Annotated in this window: 19 protein-coding genes; 9 read left to right on the top strand and 10 right to left on the bottom strand. The window is 69.5% G+C overall.

The annotated features are described in order from the left end of the window. Positions 1 to 146: 146 nt before the first annotated feature. Together PV410_RS31645 and PV410_RS31640 are read right to left on the bottom strand one after the other, a co-directional pair. On the bottom strand, positions 147 to 806 hold the full coding sequence (locus tag PV410_RS31645) for an Asp23/Gls24 family envelope stress response protein (RefSeq protein ID WP_500329180.1): 660 nt from the start codon (positions 804 to 806) through the stop codon (positions 147 to 149). After that, complete coding sequence (locus PV410_RS31640) at positions 797 to 1,429, bottom strand: RNA polymerase sigma factor (RefSeq protein ID WP_500329179.1); 633 nt, start codon at positions 1,427 to 1,429, stop codon at positions 797 to 799. Before PV410_RS31640 ends, PV410_RS31645 begins: the two co-directional genes overlap by 10 nt. 152 nt (positions 1,430 to 1,581) lie before the next feature. On the opposite strand from PV410_RS31640, the gene PV410_RS31635 reads away from it, so the two are divergent. From PV410_RS31635 to PV410_RS31615, 5 genes are all read left to right on the top strand, one after another. Continuing rightward, positions 1,582 to 2,076 carry an Asp23/Gls24 family envelope stress response protein gene (locus PV410_RS31635; protein WP_500329178.1) on the top strand — a complete coding sequence of 165 codons (495 nt, stop codon included), beginning with the start codon at positions 1,582 to 1,584 and terminating at the stop codon, positions 2,074 to 2,076. A gap of 92 nt (positions 2,077 to 2,168) precedes the next feature. Further along, positions 2,169 to 2,360, top strand: coding sequence for a hypothetical protein (locus PV410_RS31630; RefSeq protein ID WP_500329177.1), 192 nt, complete (start codon positions 2,169 to 2,171; stop codon positions 2,358 to 2,360). Beyond that, positions 2,357 to 2,770 carry an Asp23/Gls24 family envelope stress response protein gene (locus PV410_RS31625; protein WP_500329176.1) on the top strand — a complete coding sequence of 138 codons (414 nt, stop codon included), beginning with the start codon at positions 2,357 to 2,359 and terminating at the stop codon, positions 2,768 to 2,770. Before PV410_RS31630 ends, PV410_RS31625 begins: the two co-directional genes overlap by 4 nt. Positions 2,771 to 3,024: 254 nt before the next feature. Beyond that, positions 3,025 to 3,513, top strand: coding sequence for a DUF6286 domain-containing protein (locus PV410_RS31620; protein WP_500329175.1), 489 nt, complete (start codon positions 3,025 to 3,027; stop codon positions 3,511 to 3,513). Between the two features lie 19 nt (positions 3,514 to 3,532). After that, on the top strand, positions 3,533 to 4,141 hold the full coding sequence (locus PV410_RS31615; protein ID WP_500329174.1) for an alkaline shock response membrane anchor protein AmaP: 609 nt from the start codon (positions 3,533 to 3,535) through the stop codon (positions 4,139 to 4,141). Positions 4,142 to 4,200: 59 nt separating this feature from the next. On the opposite strand, the gene PV410_RS31610 is transcribed toward PV410_RS31615, so the two are convergent. After that, complete coding sequence (locus PV410_RS31610; protein WP_500329173.1) at positions 4,201 to 5,472, bottom strand: PP2C family protein-serine/threonine phosphatase; 1,272 nt, start codon at positions 5,470 to 5,472, stop codon at positions 4,201 to 4,203. 789 nt (positions 5,473 to 6,261) lie between these two features. Further along, positions 6,262 to 6,894 carry a PAQR family membrane homeostasis protein TrhA gene (gene trhA / locus PV410_RS31605; protein ID WP_500329220.1) on the bottom strand — a complete coding sequence of 211 codons (633 nt, stop codon included), beginning with the start codon at positions 6,892 to 6,894 and terminating at the stop codon, positions 6,262 to 6,264. A gap of 476 nt (positions 6,895 to 7,370) precedes the next feature. On the opposite strand from trhA, the gene PV410_RS31600 reads away from it, so the two are divergent. Together PV410_RS31600 and PV410_RS31595 are read left to right on the top strand one after the other, a co-directional pair. Beyond that, positions 7,371 to 8,096: a histone protein gene (locus PV410_RS31600; RefSeq protein WP_500329172.1), complete on the top strand. Its 726-nt coding sequence runs from the start codon at positions 7,371 to 7,373 to the stop codon at positions 8,094 to 8,096. A gap of 4 nt (positions 8,097 to 8,100) precedes the next feature. Next, positions 8,101 to 9,270 carry an SRPBCC family protein gene (locus PV410_RS31595; RefSeq protein WP_500329171.1) on the top strand — a complete coding sequence of 390 codons (1,170 nt, stop codon included), beginning with the start codon at positions 8,101 to 8,103 and terminating at the stop codon, positions 9,268 to 9,270. A 26-nt stretch (positions 9,271 to 9,296) separates the two neighbouring features. On the opposite strand, the gene PV410_RS31590 is transcribed toward PV410_RS31595, so the two are convergent. Together PV410_RS31590 and PV410_RS31585 are read right to left on the bottom strand one after the other, a co-directional pair. After that, positions 9,297 to 10,184, bottom strand: coding sequence for a SigB/SigF/SigG family RNA polymerase sigma factor (locus PV410_RS31590; RefSeq protein WP_500329170.1), 888 nt, complete (start codon positions 10,182 to 10,184; stop codon positions 9,297 to 9,299). A gap of 181 nt (positions 10,185 to 10,365) precedes the next feature. Continuing rightward, positions 10,366 to 11,088: a TetR/AcrR family transcriptional regulator gene (locus PV410_RS31585; RefSeq protein WP_500329169.1), complete on the bottom strand. Its 723-nt coding sequence runs from the start codon at positions 11,086 to 11,088 to the stop codon at positions 10,366 to 10,368. Positions 11,089 to 11,358: 270 nt separating this feature from the next. Between PV410_RS31585 and PV410_RS31580 the strand changes: the two genes are divergently transcribed. After that, the gene (locus tag PV410_RS31580; RefSeq protein ID WP_500329168.1) at positions 11,359 to 11,880 is read left to right on the top strand and encodes a cupin domain-containing protein; all 522 of its coding nucleotides are present in this window, start codon (positions 11,359 to 11,361) and stop codon (positions 11,878 to 11,880) included. A gap of 291 nt (positions 11,881 to 12,171) precedes the next feature. Here PV410_RS31580 and PV410_RS31575 read toward each other — a convergent pair whose 3' ends face one another. The 3 genes from PV410_RS31575 to PV410_RS31565 are packed head-to-tail and all read right to left on the bottom strand — an operon-like array spanning position 12,172 to position 13,157. Next, positions 12,172 to 12,645 (bottom strand): cupin domain-containing protein, encoded by a 474-nt coding sequence (locus PV410_RS31575; protein ID WP_500329167.1) that lies wholly within the window; start codon positions 12,643 to 12,645, stop codon positions 12,172 to 12,174. Between the two features lie 48 nt (positions 12,646 to 12,693). Further along, positions 12,694 to 13,026, bottom strand: coding sequence for an SDR family NAD(P)-dependent oxidoreductase (locus tag PV410_RS31570; RefSeq protein ID WP_500329166.1), 333 nt, complete (start codon positions 13,024 to 13,026; stop codon positions 12,694 to 12,696). After that, the gene (locus tag PV410_RS31565) at positions 13,023 to 13,157 is read right to left on the bottom strand and encodes a hypothetical protein (protein ID WP_500329165.1); all 135 of its coding nucleotides are present in this window, start codon (positions 13,155 to 13,157) and stop codon (positions 13,023 to 13,025) included. Before PV410_RS31565 ends, PV410_RS31570 begins: the two co-directional genes overlap by 4 nt. Before the next feature lie 106 nt (positions 13,158 to 13,263). Between PV410_RS31565 and PV410_RS31560 the strand changes: the two genes are divergently transcribed. Next, on the top strand, positions 13,264 to 14,319 hold the full coding sequence (locus PV410_RS31560; protein WP_500329164.1) for a PP2C family protein-serine/threonine phosphatase: 1,056 nt from the start codon (positions 13,264 to 13,266) through the stop codon (positions 14,317 to 14,319). Positions 14,320 to 14,349: 30 nt separating this feature from the next. Here PV410_RS31560 and PV410_RS31555 read toward each other — a convergent pair whose 3' ends face one another. Continuing rightward, entirely contained in the window at positions 14,350 to 15,327 is a 978-nt protein-coding gene (locus tag PV410_RS31555) for a helix-turn-helix domain-containing protein (RefSeq protein WP_500329163.1), read from the bottom strand. Positions 15,328 to 15,804: the final 477 nt, after the last annotated feature.

Raw genomic sequence — 15,804 nt, 5'->3', positions numbered from 1 at the left:
GAACGTGTCGTGTGCTGATCCCGGAACCGGGCGTGAAGCGGCTCGGGCGAGACGGCTGGCGAGAGTGGGCTGCAAGCCGAGCACCCCGTCGACTCCGAGGGCGGCCTCAGCGGCGCTCCGGCGGATGTCGGCAGGGTCGCAACCCGTCATGGGCCGGTTTCCGGCCCGCCGTGCGCGGGCTCCGAGATGCTCGGCGACCATCCGGCGTAGCGTACGTCGATCACCGTGACGTCTATCGCGGCCGCCAACAGGCCCAGCGCGTTGTGCGCGGCGTCCCGTACCGCGTGTCGCACCAGTGCCGCGGTCTCGGGCAGAGGGCGGTTCAGAGCGGCGGCCAGGGCGATGCTCACGCGTATGCCCGTCGGCTCGTCGGCTCGGGTGAGGCGACAACTGGCGGTCGTGACGCCGAGTACCGAGTCCGCGGCGCTCCGCAGCACGCCGGCCGCGGTGTGTTCGGCGATCCGCAGAGTGCGCGTGGGGTCGCCCAGCGGCAGCATCGGCCCCAGCAGTACCTCGCTGCGGACGATGTCCATGACGCGGGAGACGAGGCTCTGTGTGCTGGGTGGTTCCTGCTCCCGCAGCGCCTGCGTCGCCATGTCCAGTGCGGCCAGGCCGTCGACGGCATCGCGGCAGTAAGGGCACTCGGCGAGGTGGGGGTCCACGGGCGGACCGGTGTCCCTGGCCTGCTCCCAGGCGTGACTGAGAGTGCGCCCGCAGGTGAGCACTTCGTCGCCGGTGTGACGGCGGACCTCGTCGAGGGGGCAGCCGTCCGCCGGAGGCCGGGGGGGATGGTCGTCTAGCGCCATGGGCCCAGTGCCTCCTTCAGGGTTCGTCGTGCCCGGTACAGTCGCCCGCGGACCGTCTGCTCGGTGGTGCCCGTGACGTGGGCGATCTGGGAGTAGGGGAGTCCGTGCAGTTCCCGCAGGATCCAGCAGATGCGCTGCTGCGGTTCCAGCGCGCTGAGCGCACCGGCCAGGGCGTCGGTGAGGGCGTCCTGTTCGGCTGCCCGCGCCGGCGAGCTCCGCATTCCGGGGGCGGCGGGTTCGGCCACCGAGTTCAACGGTACCGGGGCCGGCCGGTGGCGCAGCGAGTTCAGGCAGCGGTTGACGGTGATGCGGTACATCCAGGTCCTGAACGCCGCGCCGTGACGGAAATCGGGCAGGCGCCGCCAGGCGCTGATGAAAGCGTCCTGGACGGCGTCCTCGGCGTCCTGCAGGTTGCCCAGCGTGTGGAAGGCCAGGGCGAGCAGCGGGCGGCTGTGACGCCGCACCAGGATCGCGAATGCCTCCTCGTCGCCTTCGCCGGCCCGGGTCGCCAGCAGGTCGTCCGGCGCGGACGGCAGGCCGTCGGCCAGGCCTGGGGGAACGGGGCCCGGGGACGTGCCGAGTGCGGCCGATCGGCGCGAGGAAGTGCCGGCGCTGTGCGTCATGACCGCACCTCCTCCCTGCGCTGTTACGCGTGCCCGCCTTCAGGCATGTGATGCCGGTTCGCGCATATGCATGACGAATTGCCTCCTGGATGTGTCCAAACCTGTGACGGGCGCCGTACCGGTGCCCGCAGCAACTGATCGAGGCGACTGCCATGACGGACACCACCGACCGTCCCTTCACCGGACAGGACGGCTCCGCCGGGACCGGGACGATGCTCAAGGGGCCGACCGGCGCGAACACCTCCCCCGAAACGCGGGGCCAGACCACCATCGCCGACGGCGTCGTGGCCAAGATCGCGGGAACCGCCGCTCGCGAGGTCCCCGGGATCCACAACCTCGGCGCGGGCATGGCCCGGGCCATGGGCGCCATGCGCGAACGCGTCCCCGGCGGCGGGACCGGAAGCGTGAGCCGCGGGGTGAAGGTCGAGGTGGGCGAGAGCCAGGCCGCGCTGGACCTCGACGTCGTCGTCGAGTACGGCTACGCCATCCCCGATGTGGCAGCAGAGGTCCGCGTCAGCGTCATCTCCGCCGTGGAACGCATGACCGGCCTCGAGGTCGTCGAGGTGAACCTCGTCGTCGACGACGTGAAGCTGCCCGACGACGAAGAGGAAGACGAAACCGAGCCGGGCGAGGGCCGCGTCCGATGACCCCGTCAGTGGGCCGTCGGTGGGTCCACCCACGCGGCACGAAGCGCGCCCGAGGCGGCGGCACACGCCGGCGCGGGACAGGTGAGTGAATCATGAATACAGCGACAGTGGGTCTGGCAGCCGGAATGGCACTGGGATTCGCCGGCTTCTTCGGCGGGTTCTGGGCCTTCCTCCTGGTAGCGGTCCTGGGCGCCGTGGGGTTGGGCGTCGGTCTCGTCCTGCAGGGTGACGCCGACGTGTTCACCCGGCGGCAGCGGGACGTGTCCGGCAGGCGGCCACGGTGAACACCACCACCCGTGCCGCCGGTTCGTCCGGCCGTCCCCCCGGCGAGCCTGCGGACGACGTCCACGGCCGCGTGCCGCCTGCCGCGCGTGGCGCGACGGTGATACCCGACCGGGTCGTGGCCCGCATCGCCGTCCGGGTCGCCGGCACGGCGCTGCGCCGACTCGTCGGCCCGAGGCAGCCGCGCACGGAGCTGGCCGCACCGGGGGCTCGTGCGACCACGTACGGCGGGACGGCACAACTGGCGTTGTCGGTGGACCTTCCCTACCCCGCTGACATCGCCGTCACCTGCCGGCAACTGCAGCGCGAGGTCGCCGAACGGGTGGCCCAACTGACCGGGCTGGACGTCCGTGACGTCACGCTGACGATCCGGCGCCTGGCCACCGTCGGCGGACCCGACCGTGTTCAGTGACCCCGCCGCCTCGGCGGCGCCGGACGGAACCGGCCATCGTCACGCACAGACCAAGGAACCCCCCCATGACTCTCCCCTCCGGTATCGCACCTCCCGGTCGCCATGCGTCGCGGCCCAAGACCGAAAGAGCCGCAGACCCGGGCCGGCCCGGCATCCGTGCTCCCGCAGCGAGGTCGCCGGCGCGCGACGGCCGTGGGGCGAGGTCACCTCGCCTGTGGTCGGCACGCCGCATCCCGGCCACCGTGGTGGCTCTGGTGGCAGTCTGCGCCTTCGGGGTGGTGCTGTACGACGTGATCGCCGTGCGTGCCGGGCAGCGCGCCGGGGCGTGGCGCAGCGGTCTCGCCGACGAGTTGGCCAGCCGCCCGGTCGACGACCTGTGGTTGCTGGTCGGCGCCTGCGTCGCCGTCCTCCTCGGCCTGTGGCTGCTCGTCCTCGCGCTCACCCCAGGCCTGCGCCGGCAGTTGCCGCTGCGGGCCCCCGAGGGCTGTACCGGACTGCGGGCCTGGCTGGACCGTCGGGGAGCCGAACTGGTGCTGCGCGACGCCGCGATGCGGGTCCCGGGCATAGCCCGAGCCCGGGTCCGGGTCGGACGCCGCCGCGTCATCGCCCGAGCGGACGTTCGCTTCCGCGACCCGGCGACCGTCCGCGACGACCTCACCCAGGCCTTGCAGGACCAGTGCCGCCAGCTCGCTCTGGCACATGCCCCACGGCTGGCGGTCCGCCTACGACACCACACCCGTTGACCCCGCCCGGGAGCGCGCCATGAACGGCCGATCCACACTCAACCGCCTCCTCCTGGCCATCAGCGGCCTGGTGCTGCTGGGTGGCGGGCTGTTGATCCTCACCGCAGCTCTCGACCTCTACCGTCGGGTTCACGTGGCTGCGCCCGCCGGCTGGCCGCTGACCACGCACAATGACGTCCTGCTCAGCAACGCGGACCGGATCCGCTGGAGCGACCAGGGCTGGTGGTGGTGGCCCGCCGTCATCGCCGGCCTCACGCTGGCGACCGTCCTGGCCCTCCTGTGGCTGATCGCCCAGTTCCGACGCCAACGTCCAGGCTCGGTGCACCTGGGCGGAACGCCTCCGCCCGACGGTGTCGAACTGCGCGGCCGCGCCCTCAGCGACGCCGTGGCCGCCGAAGCAAGCGCTCTGCCCGGCGTCGGGCGGGCGGGCGCCCACTTGAGCGGACGCCCGGCGCACCCCCGGCTCGACGTGGCCGTCACGCTGACGGATCACGCGGTACCCGCCCCGGTCCTGCAGGCGCTGTGTCACGGCCCGGTCGCGCACGCGCGCGAGAGCACCGGGTTGACCGAACTGCCCACCCGGGCGCGCTTCGACGTCGGCAGGCACAAAGCACGCCGCGTCGAATAGGGCGCCCTCATCGGGCGCGGTGGGCACCGGCAAGGCCGCCCGCTCCGTCCCACGCCCCATCAGGGACGCGGGGGGACGCGCAGGGCGAGCAGCGCGGTGTCGTCGCTGGCCCAGTCACCCGTGTGCTCGGCGATGAGGTCGCCGAGGTGGGTGACGATGCCCTGCGCATCCATTTCTCGGCAGGCGGCGAAGGCGGAGGCCAGTGCTTCCTCGCCGAACTGCGGCCGGGCGCCGGAAGACGCGGTGCGACGGGCCCGGGCCTCGGTGGCGCCGTCGGTGTAGAGCAGCAGCGCGTCGCCGGGGGCGAGCCGGAACGGCACGTCGGTCAGCCTGACGTCGGCGAGGATGCCCAGCAGGCTTCCCGACCGTCCGACCTCCTGGATGCGGCCGTTGGCCCGGCGGATCAGGGCCGGGGGGTGTCCCGCGGTGCACAGCCGCCCCGCGATTCCCGCGGGTGTGGTGCGGAAAGTGGCGTAGACGGCGGTCAGGAACCGCTCTCCCTTGCGCTGCTCCATGAGGGCGGAGTTGAGGTGATCGAGCACCGAGGCGGGGGACTTGTGCTGGGTGGCCTCGGCGCGCAGGGTGTAGCGGGCCAGGGCGGTGACCTTGGCGGCTTCGGTGCCCTTCCCGCACACGTCGCCCATCACGGTGCACCACCAAGGCCCCTTGGCCCGGAATAGGTCGTAGAAGTCGCCCACCACGGTGCTGCCACCGGCCGCCGGCAAGTACGATGCGGCCGTCTCCAGGCCGGGAACCTTCTGCAGTACCGGGGGCAACAGGCTGTCCTGGAGGCTGCGGGCCAGCGTGCTTGCGGTCTCCAGGGCGTCCTGGGCAACGGCCAGCGAGGTGCGCAGGTTGATCTCGTTGCTGGCCGCGCGGGCGATCGTGGCCAGTTCCGCCAGTTCCTGGGGCTGCCAGGCGTGCGGATTCTCATCCACCACGCTGATGCTGCCCAGCACCTCTCCGCCCGGGGCGAGGATCGGGTACCCGGCCCAGGCTCCGATCTTCATACGCGTGACCGCGGGATGGCCGTTCGTGCGGGGGTCGGCGGCGGCGTCCGCGACCACGAACGGCTCCCCGTGCCGGCCGACCACAAAGGGGCAGAAACTCTCCCGGAGGGGGATCTGCCGCTCGGCCACCTCCCCGGCGTCCACCCCGACGCAGGACTTCCAGAACGAACGACGCTCGTCGACCAGGGTGATGAATGCCCGCCCGCAGCCGGTCACCGAGGCCGCGAGCTGGGCCAGGTCGTCGAATGCCGCCTCGGGGCCGGTGTCCAGCAACCCGGTCGCCTCCACCGCGGCCAGCCGCCGTCGGTCGGACAGTGCCACGGGCAGGCCGTCGGGCCGCGTCTCGCCTGGGATCGCGAGGCCCTCGTGTAAACGTCTCCGTGCCCCCACGACCGCCTCCGGTACATCAGAAAGTGTTGGATCGATCGCACACCGTCATCGAATGGACTGTCACACGACTACCGTAGCCACCAGCGGTCCGGTGCCGGGGACAAGGAAGACGATTGCCGGCGTGGGGCGGCGGTGCTGCCGTCCATGGCACCACCATGGAGACCCGTATCCTCGCTGCGAACAGGGACGCCTCGGAGCACCGTCAGCGCCGGCCCGCGCACGCAAACCGCGGGTCAACTCGCCTTCTCCTGCTCACTGACGTCGTTCTCCACGGCGCCGGCCAGCCTGCCGAGCATGCTGCGGTGCCGGAGCTGGATCAAATGATGGAGGACCCGACGTGCGGCCACCGGTCGTCGCTCTGTTGGGAATGCGAGGGGCCGACGACCCACTCGCCGTACCGCGAGCCGTCGGCGAGGGCGGCCCACACCTCCTCTGGGGACCCGCCCACCAAACGGTGCTGTACGGCCATGAGCTCCTCCCGTAAAGGCTTGTCACTGCCGATCAGAGGCCGGAATCCACTCCCGCGTGAAGGCGTACGTCCCCTTGCTGCCGGGCTGGCCGCGGCATGCCGGAAAGGATCGACGCTGCTGGACCGCCTGGACCCGCCCGGGTGGGGTCCGGGCCTCGTGGGGTGTTCACACGGCCGGCCGGACGGACACTTCCCACGCTACGCTCCACGGACCCCGCTGCGCACGCCAGGATCCGCAGGTCACATGCCGGTCAGAGGGCGGCCAGGGCGATCGCCGCGTAGTGGGTCGTGAAAGCAGCCAGGGTGAAGGTGTGGAACACCTCGTGGAACCCGAACCAGCGCGGAGAGGGATCGGGTCGCTTCGTCGCGTACACCACTGCGCCTGCGGTGTAGAGAACTCCGCCGGTGACGATCAGGACCACGACCACGCGCCCGCCGACGCGCAGGAAGTCCGGTAGGGGGAAGGCGCCTGACCAGCCGAGCGCAAGGTAGCAAGGGGTGGACAGCCAGCGGGGTGCCCCCACCCACAGCACCCGGAAGGCGACTCCGGCGAGTGCGCCGGCCCACATGAGTCCCAGCAGGACGGCCCGTCTGTGCTGGGGAAGCAGGACCATGGTCAGGGGTGTGTACGTGCCGGCGATGATCACGAAGATGTTGGCGTGGTCCAGCCGGCGCAGGACCGTCTCCCCGCGAGGACGCCAGGTGCCGCGGTGGTAGAGCGCGCTGGTGCCGAACAGCAGCCACGCGGAGGCGGAGTAGATTCCACAGGCGAGCGTCGTCAAAGTCGTGCGTGCAAGGCAGATCAGTGCGATGCCCGCGATCAGTGAGGCGGGAAACATGCCGGCGTGCAACCAGCCACGGAGTCTCGGTTTCAGCGGTTCCATGGCCCCGGCGGCCGCCTCCGCCATCTCGCCAACCTGGTGGGCGGCCCCCGCGGCTCCGTGTCCGGTTGCCTCGGCGAGACCGACCGCTCGCTGACGCGTCCCGTCTGCCCTGTGACCAGGAACTGCGCTGGTGGGCACGGCGTGGGCCGTGAAGTCCGGCTGCCTCAGAGGCCGCTGGACGTCATCTGCGCACATACACCCCATGCTAGGAGCCCGCCCACGTCGGTGCATGAGGTGGCAGGGCGACTCACGGACCGCGGAGGCGCGGATCGGGTGGCCGCAATTCTCCATGGCGTTCCGCTCTCCACATGCGCCTGCTGACGTCACAACCCAGACTGGAGATAGCGGAGCGAGCAGCGCGGCCACTGCCCGCCACCCCACGTGGGCGCTTCGCCCTGACGAGCGAGCCGCCGTTCCCGGCGACGGCGGGCGCCACCCGGAACACCAGCTCGGTAACCCTCTCGAAGGGAAACTCGATGAACGACGTACCCAAAGTCGCTCTTGCCGTCGCGGTGGCCGGAGGTTACATCCTCGGCCGGACCAAGAAGGGGCGGCTGGCCTTCGGCATCGCGACCTACCTGGCCGGACGGCGGGTCGGCCTCGAACCCCAACAGCTGCTGACGGAAGGGGTCAAGAGGCTGCGAGAACTTCCGCAATTCGAAGAACTCAGCGAGCAGCTACGCGGTGAGGCTCTGAAAGCCGGCCGTCAGGCGATGGGCGCGGTTGCCGACCGCAAGCTCTCGGCGCTGGCCGACTCCCTGCAGGCACGCACTGAGCGCATAGGCAAGCGCAAGGAAGAGGAGCCGGAAGAGGAGGAGCCCGAGGACGAATACGAAGAGGAAGAGGAGGAGCCCGAGGAGGAGGAAGAGGAGGGAACATCCGAGGGTGAGGCAGAGACGGAAGAGGAGGAACCGGAGAAGCCCGAGCCCAGGCGTCGCCGGGCAGCTCGCAAGGAAGCGGGCCGGGACGAGGGTGCGCGCAGTCCTGGTGGAACCCGCCGCCCCGCCAAGGCGGCTCCCCACAAGGCGCCGGCCAGGAAGACGACAGGGAAGAAGACGGCGCCCGCGAAGAAGACGACGGCGGCGAAGAAGTCCTCCGCTCCCGCGAAGAAGACGGCAGCTGCGAAGAAGGCCTCCGCTCCGGCCAAGAGGACGGCGGCGAAGAAGACGGCGGCGAAGAAGGCATCCACACGGCGGAGGTAGGCCCATGGCCGGCACGACACGCGAAGGCGAACAGGGCTCGGGGCTCGACCAGTTGCGCGGCGCGTTCACGAGCTTCCTGGGGGCCCAGGTACAGAATCTGGCGGACAAGGCCACGGACAAACTCGGCGACGTCACCAGCGGGCTCCAGGGTGTAGCTGACGGGGGCGGTGTGCTCCCCAAGGCGGGCCTGCGAATGCTCCAAGGGGACTCACCGGTCAAGGCTCTGATCGGTGAGAAGGCGAAGAGCATCAAGGACAACGTCGTCGACAAGGTCAAGGGGGTGTTCGGCGGCGGAGGGGGCAAGGGCCGCAAGTCCGGTACGCCCAAGGTCATGAACATCATTGAGGTGCTGGACGTGGGTGTGCCGTTGCGCTTCGCCTACGACCACTGGACTCAGTACGAGAAGTTCAGCAGCTTCACCAAGGGCGTCCGCAGTGCGTCACGGGGCAAGGAGGCGGACAGCGACTGGAAGGTCAAGGTGGGTCCGTCGACCCGCGGGTGGAAGGCCACGACGCAGGAGCAGGTGCCGGACGAACGCATCGTCTGGACCTCGGAGGGCGCCAAGGGCACCACGCGCGGTTGCGTGAGCTTCCACGAATTGGCACCCAGCCTCACCCGCATCGTGCTCGTGGTCGAGTACTACCCCTCTGGCCTCTTCGAGAAGACCGGAAACATCTGGCGCGCCCAAGGGCGTCGTCTGCGCCTGGACTTCAAGCACTTCCAGCGTTACGTGACCCTCACCGACGAGGAAGCGGACGGCTGGCGCGGCGAGATCCGCGACGGCGAAGTGGTCCGGACGCACGAGGAAGCCATCGAGGAAGAAGAGCAGGCCGCCGAAGAGGAAGGCTCGGAGGAGCCTGACGAGTACGAAGACGAGGACGAGTACCCCGAGGGCGAAGAGGGGGAGGAAGAGGAGGGCGAGTACCCGGAGGACGAAGAGGAAGAGGAGGACGAGTACCCCGAGGGCGAAGAGGAAGAGGAGGGCGACGAAGAGGAGGACGAAGAGGAAGAGGAGGACGAGTACCCCGAGGACGAAGAAGAAGAGGACGAAGAAGAAGAGGACGAAGAAGAAGAGGAGGGCGACGAAGAGGAGGAGGGCGACGAAGAGGAGGACGAGGAGCAGAGTCCTGATCGCTCCTCCGGGCGGGCACGTGGCGGCCGCAGGCGGCGATGATCAGCCACCCCCAGGAGGACGCGGGCTCAGGAGTCGGTGAGCATCCCCGCACGGAGCTTGGAGAGCAGCCGCGAGAGCAGCCGGGATACGTGCATCTGGGAGAGCCCGAGTTCGACGCCGATCTGGGACTGGGTCAACTCCTGGCCGAACCGCATCTGCAAGAGGACACGTTCGCGCTCACCCAACTGGTCCAGCATGGGCGCGAGCGCCCGCAAGTCCTCGACCTTCTCGATCGCCGGGTCGCAGGCACCTATCGTGTCGGCGTAGGAGCGGCTGCCACCCTCACCCTCCTCGTCAGTGGGCAGATCGAGGGAGCCGGCGCTATAGCCGTTGGCGGCGACCATACCCTCGATGACCTCCTCCTCGCCGATCTCCAGGTACGCCGCCAGTTCCGCCACACTGGGCGGGGCGTCGAGGACCGCAGTGAGGTGGTCACGAGCCTTGGCGAGTTCCACCCGCAACTCCTGCAGGCGTCGCGGCACGTGCACGGCCCAGGAGGTGTCGCGGAAGAACCGCTTCATCTCTCCGACGATGTAGGGAACGGCGAAGGTCGTGAACTCGACCTCGCGGCTCAGGTCGAACCGGTCGATGGCCTTGATCAGGCCAATGGTGCCGACCTGCAGGATGTCCTCCTGCTCCTCGGGACCGCGGCTTCGGAAACGACGGGCGGCGAAGTGGACCAGAGACACGTTCATCTCGATCAGCGTGTTGCGCGCGTAGCTGTACGCGGCTGTGCCCTCTTCGATGCTCTGCAGCCGGTCGAAGAACAGCTTCGACAACTGGCGGGCATCCTTCGGCGCGATGGTGCCGGCGTCCTCGATCCACGGCAGACCCGCGTCCTGGAGGGCCCGTGTGGGCGCCGATCCCGCAGGGTACTCGATGACGTCCGTGGACTGCTGCGTGGATACCGTCACGTCATCACCCTTGAGTTGTCCGCCGTGTCAGTCACCGTGTGCCCCGAACAGCCGGTCTCATGCAGGCCCGCACCATGATGCGCCGGGAGACGTCAACGGTTCCGGGCGCCGTCGGCCGTAGTGCAGCCTCGTCCACGATCCCCATCCGCAGGCCCTTGGGCGGGCCACATGAGGTGGATCTCTAGCTGAGCAGCCCTCGAATGACCACCTCGGCCAAGGAGTCCGTCTTTTGCCGCCACTCGTCGGTCCGCGGATCCCCCGCTTCGTTCGTGCGGCGCACGAGTTGATTTTGGGCCATGACGACTGCGGGTCCCGTGAGCGCGCTGAACAGTACGTCCATGTTCATGGGCGGCATCCGGCCCGAAGCAATGAGCCGCTGCGCAAGCGGTTCGAGTTTGTCCAGGAATCGGCCGGTGTACTCGCTGTACAGATAGTTCAGACGGTCTGACTCGAAAACTGACTCATCGGAAATTATGCGGTTCGCGTGGGGCATGTTCGCGGCCAGGGAGTGATAGGTCCGAACGACGCACTTGAACTTCTCGACATCGTCCAGGTCACCCTCGAGGATGGTGACGAGCTGCCGCATGGGAGCCCTGAGGGCATGGTCGACCGCCGCGCGCCAGAACTTCTCCTTCGAACCGAAGCGGTCGTTGATGAAGTTGTGGTTGACCCCCAGGCGCTTGGCCAGTTCGCGCACGGACGCACCCGGGTAGCCCAGTTCGGCGAAGGCTTCGAGTCCGCGTTGGAGGATCTCGGAATCGGTGAGGTCGACCTGTGGCGTTCTCACCCGACGGCGGTGGTCCTGCCTGTCGTCCATCGCGCCGTGTTCCGCCACTGACACCTCGCTCGTACTCCTGGTTTCCTCGGCCGAGCGACGGAATCCCTGCCGCCGGTCGGAAGCCACGCCACCTGAGCCGCGGCCCGCAACCGCCCGGTCGGATCGAGGGCTCGGATCGGCTACGAGAGGCGGCGTCCGGTCCAAAGATTACCGTCGTGCGTCGACAGGAGCGCGCAGCGGCCCACCCGCCCGCGCAGCGGCCAGGCGCCGGGAAACCGGTGCGGGCGCCGACAGGAGGAACGGACCCCACTTGCCTGACAGCTGTCAGAACCGGCTAGTCTGACAACTGTCAGGCGCGGGGTCGACCGCGCCTGCTACCACTGTCAGGAGTTCTGGATGAGTCTTCCCATGCTGCAGATAGACGCCGACGACCCGCGCTGGACGAAACGTGGAGCCATCCATGTGCCCGCTGGCGAAGGCATCACCAAGTGGGTGTCCGACAGCGTCTACTCGGTCAAGGTCCACACCGGCGTCACCGACGGGCACCTGGGCTTCGTCGAGGCGGACGTACCGCCCGGCGCCGGGCCGGTGGCGCACGTCCACAACCGCAACAGCGAGGCCTTCTACCTCCTCGACGGTGAACTCGAGTTCCTCAACGGCGACGAGAAGATCATCGCGCGATCGGGGGACTTCCTGTACGTTCCGCCGGGCACCCGGCATCGCTTCCTGAACAAGAGCACCCGCTACGCCAAGCTCCTCTTCCTGTTCACCCCCGGCGGTCCCGAGGTCCTCTTCATGAGGGGCGACGAGCCGGTACCGGGCGTGCCGGCCCCCGTCTGGGACGCCCAGCGATTCGCCGTGTACGGGGAATCGCTCGGCGATCTCGACATCGACTCGCCCGTGATGCCGGAAAGCTGACCTGGTCGCCCAGAAACGGGCACATCCGCTGGGCGCTATAGACAACCGGTCGTGTACATTGCTGCAATCCACCCGTGCGCCGGGCATTGGCGCACGGGTGGATTGGCCCGCCGGAACGCCACCGTCCCTATAGCCCGGAAATGCCGCCCCCGGCTACTCACGCCGATGGAATGTACGCCACGCGCTGCCAGACGGAGGTGGCCGTACCGGGCCACCTCTGTCTCTGCGGGGCCGCCGGTGACGGGAGCTCGGCCTCCCTGGGGCCGATCCAGGCAGTGCGTCGGCTTGGAATCACCCCGACGGGCCCGACCGCCAGTCGGGGAGGTCCTCGAAGTGCACGTCGTAGCGGTGCTGCTCGGGGAGAAGTGACGCGAATTCCGCCTCGCCACGGCTGATGGCGGCCAACTGCTCGAAGTAGCCGAACCGTTCGATGCCAGGGCTGAGCACGACGACTACGTCGGCCACCTCACCCTCTGCCGCCCCGAACACGTGCGGCAGGCCGGGCGGAATGACGACGAGCCCGCCCTTTCCCACCGTGGTCAGAGTGTCGCCGAGACGGAAGAGCATCGTCCCGTCCAGTACGTAGAAGAGCTCGTGGGAGAGCTTGTGGTGGTGCGGGGGTGCACCGTCGGCGCCGGTTGCGAGGGTGAGCCGACTGGCGCTCACCGCGCCCCCGTCGGCGAGCAGCTCGAATGCGCCGTCGGTAAGTGACGCCCCGGCTGCCTCACCGGGTTGCACCACCAGGGCGGTGGCCATGGACTCCATGATGACTCCTTCGATCAGGTGTAGTGGTGCCGGTGGTTCCTCAGGAGGTCAGTCCCAGGCCCCGCCGCCGTTGACCCCCGCGACCGTGCCCGTGATGAACCCGCTGTCCTCGCCGGCGTAGAAGGCGACGGCCCGGGCCACATCGTCGGGCTTGGCCATCCGGCCGAGCACGGTCTGCGCCGCCTGGCGCTTCCTGTGCAGGTCGCCGAGGACATCGGCGATGCTGGTCTCGTCCACCGGGCTCGCGGCCACCACGTTGACGGTGATCCCGCGAGGCCCCATCTCCTGCGCGACGTAGCGGGCGAACTGGTTCAGGGCCGCCTTCGAGGTTCCGAGTGCCACCATCCGTTCCCGGGGCTGTCGGCTCGTCCCGGTGCTCATGAGACGATCCGGCCGTAGCCGCGCGCCGTCATGCCGGGGACGACGGCCTTGGTCACCAGAAACGCGGCCCGCATCTCCTCCTCCAGTTTCGTGCCCAACTCGTCCCACGACATCTCCTCGAACGTCTTCACGGCGGTCGTGGCGCGACGACCACCGGATCCCCGATGAGCGTCCGCCCCGGCGGCCGCCGCAGCCTCCCACCGACAGGGCGGGTGCGTGGGAAAGGAGAGGTGCGGCATGACTGATCTCAAGCAATTCGACGACATGCGGGTGGTACGGCTCGTGCCCATCGCGGGGGCCTTGCTGGGGGTACTCACGATCTGCGCGGCCGTTCCCCTGCGCGGTCGGGTGAAGAGCGCCTGCCGTCTCCTGCAGCTGGTTGCGGCACCGGCGGCGGCCGTGGCATGCGGCAGGCTGCTCCGGCTGTACCGCCGGCGGGTGGCGAGTTCCCTCGCCGTCTCCGACGCCGTGCAAGATGTGCTGCTGCGACCGCTTCCCTCGCGTGTCGGCGGCCTCGACCTCGCTTCCGTCTACCACGCCTGCGGCGGGCAGGCCCGGGTGGGCGGGGACCTCTACGCGGTCGCCCGGGCCGACGCGGCGACCCGCATCATCATCGGCGACGTCCGGGGGAGAGGGCTGCCCTCGTTCCTCGACGTCATCGCCATCCTCGGAGCCTTCCGTGAATGGGCGCCGCAGCCCGTCTCCCTGGTCGAGCTGTCCACCCACCTGGAGGAGAGCTTCCTGCGGTACCTGGCCGACGCGGACGACGACGCACGCTGCGACGCGGACGAACGCTTCGCGACGGCGCTGATCCTGGAGGTGCCGGACGGTGAGCCCGACGCCCGCATGGTCAACTTCGGCCATCCGCCCCCGGTGCGGGCACGCTCGGGAGAACTGGTCCTGCTGCCCGGCACGCCCTGCCCGCCGCTCGGGCTCAGCCCGCTGTGCGACATCCGCGCCCATGAGAACGCCTTCGAACTCGGCCCCCACGACACGCTGTTGCTGTACACCGACGGCCTCATCGAGGCCCGCGACTGCAGCGGGACCTCCTTCCCGCTCCTGGAACGCGCCACCTCGTGGACCTGGCATGACCGGCACCGTTTCTGTCACGAGCGCCTGCACCACGTCCTGGCGGAGATCGTCGAGGACATCGTCGCCCACTGTGGTGCCCTGCCGGCCGACGATCTCGCGATGATCGCGCTGGCCCGCCACGGAGAGGGGGGTGGGGCGGTCCTTCCCTGCCCGGCGGACCCCGACCCGTCGGAAGGCGTCAGGCCCATGCGCTGGCGCTGATCATGAACGGCACCTCGCCGTAGCCGCCGGTCAAGGGTGCCCGGGAAGATCGGCGAGGACCATTCGGCGCCACGCGGCCGGGGAGATGCCGTAGGCGGAATGAAAGGTCCGGCTGAAGTGCGCGGGACTGACGAAACCCCATCGCTGCGCGATCGTCGCCACGGTCAACCCGGCCAGGTCAGGACGTGCGAGATCCTCACGGCAGGCTTCCAGCCGCTGGTGGTGGATCCATCGGCTGAGCGTCATGTCCTCGCCCTGGAACAACTTGTGCAGATAGCGCACGGAGATGTGGTGCGCGGCCGCGATCACGGCCGGGGAGAGTTCCGGTCGGCCGAGGTGGGCCTTGATGTAGTCGCGCACGAGCAGCCGCATCGTCTCCTCGGCGGTGGGCGTGACGTCGGCGTCGAGCCTGCCGTCGTGTGCCACGAGCGCGGTCAGCACGTCGAGCATCCCCCGCTCCAGGTACTGCTGTGCTCCTGCCAGGCAGGTCTCGGACGCCGCCGCCGCGGCGAGCCTGGTCACGTACGCGGCGAGGATTCCGCCGATGTAGTGGTTTGGGCGATACGGCCGGCCGATGGCGCGGGCCAGGTACGCATCGGGAAGGTCCAGCATCTCGAGTGGGATGGAGGCGATGTTCTGACGGAAGCTGCCGGGAAAGTCCCTGAAGAAGGGTCGCCGGGAGTCGAGCAGGACCAGTTCCCCGGGGGTGAGGAGCGTCTCGCGTCCGTCCTGCGCCACGACGCTGCTGCCTGCTTCCTGCAGGCTCACGATAAGCGCGTTGCCGGCGTCGTTGGCGATGATCCCTCTGGTCCGGGCCATCCGTTGAGGGCTTGCCTCGACGTGGCCCACATGGATGGCACCGACCGAGGCCAGCCAGAGGGATCCGCACAACGTGCCGTCCTCTGGAGGCCGGATCTCAAGCCTGGTGACTGCCTGGTGGACTGCGTCCGTCCAGTACTCCGCCTTCTCGTGGGGTGGAAGGATGTTCGTACGAAATGCCTGGTTCACGATGTCACCGCGTCAGCGAAAGCGAAATCTGATGACGGCCCGGGCCCTCTCTGTGGCGTGCCCGAGGCCGCCGCCAGCTCCAACAGGGGCATGCTAAATCGATTCATCCGGGTATGGGCCGAATTCAGATAAAGACTGCGGTTTGTCCGCAGGGCGCATCCTTGCGATCCCTCCCCGCGACTTCCTTGCCGCGTCAAGCAATATGTAGGGTTGTTGCATCAACCTGCGGGGAGGTCATGGGCGCGATCGGGCGGAAAGCGCCTGCCGCCAGGTTGTGGGGATGGAGCAGCCCGCCGGTACACCGGCGGGCCGCCCGCATGTCCCCTGGCCGCGCCGGAGCGAGTCGCGCCGGGGCTCACCTCCCGTCCCCGCGAAGCGGGCTGCGGCGCGTGCCCTTCCGCTGGGAATGGCTGCGGCCGGTGCTCACGGCTCCGTGGGACGGGTCCTCGTCGTCGTCCACGAGGGGCGCGTCGCGGG

Source organism: Streptomyces sp. PA03-5A (assembly GCF_033792725.1).
Taxonomy (GTDB): Bacteria; Actinomycetota; Actinomycetes; order Streptomycetales; family Streptomycetaceae; genus Actinacidiphila.
Note: the sequence above shows the minus strand (reverse complement) of the source record. Positions and strands in the feature narration are given on the sequence as shown.

Coding starts and splice junctions, on each gene's coding strand:
- PV410_RS31645 (WP_500329180.1), bottom strand. CDS start 806: ATGGCGCTAGACGACCATCCCCCCCGGCCTCCGGCGGACGGCTGCCCC.
- PV410_RS31640 (WP_500329179.1), bottom strand. CDS start 1,429: ATGACGCACAGCGCCGGCACTTCCTCGCGCCGATCGGCCGCACTCGGC.
- PV410_RS31635 (WP_500329178.1), top strand. CDS start 1,582: ATGACGGACACCACCGACCGTCCCTTCACCGGACAGGACGGCTCCGCC.
- PV410_RS31630 (WP_500329177.1), top strand. CDS start 2,169: ATGAATACAGCGACAGTGGGTCTGGCAGCCGGAATGGCACTGGGATTC.
- PV410_RS31615 (WP_500329174.1), top strand. CDS start 3,533: ATGAACGGCCGATCCACACTCAACCGCCTCCTCCTGGCCATCAGCGGC.
- trhA (WP_500329220.1), bottom strand. CDS start 6,894: ATGGAACCGCTGAAACCGAGACTCCGTGGCTGGTTGCACGCCGGCATG.
- PV410_RS31600 (WP_500329172.1), top strand. CDS start 7,371: ATGAACGACGTACCCAAAGTCGCTCTTGCCGTCGCGGTGGCCGGAGGT.
- PV410_RS31595 (WP_500329171.1), top strand. CDS start 8,101: ATGGCCGGCACGACACGCGAAGGCGAACAGGGCTCGGGGCTCGACCAG.
- PV410_RS31580 (WP_500329168.1), top strand. CDS start 11,359: ATGAGTCTTCCCATGCTGCAGATAGACGCCGACGACCCGCGCTGGACG.
- PV410_RS31575 (WP_500329167.1), bottom strand. CDS start 12,645: ATGGAGTCCATGGCCACCGCCCTGGTGGTGCAACCCGGTGAGGCAGCC.
- PV410_RS31570 (WP_500329166.1), bottom strand. CDS start 13,026: ATGAGCACCGGGACGAGCCGACAGCCCCGGGAACGGATGGTGGCACTC.
- PV410_RS31560 (WP_500329164.1), top strand. CDS start 13,264: ATGACTGATCTCAAGCAATTCGACGACATGCGGGTGGTACGGCTCGTG.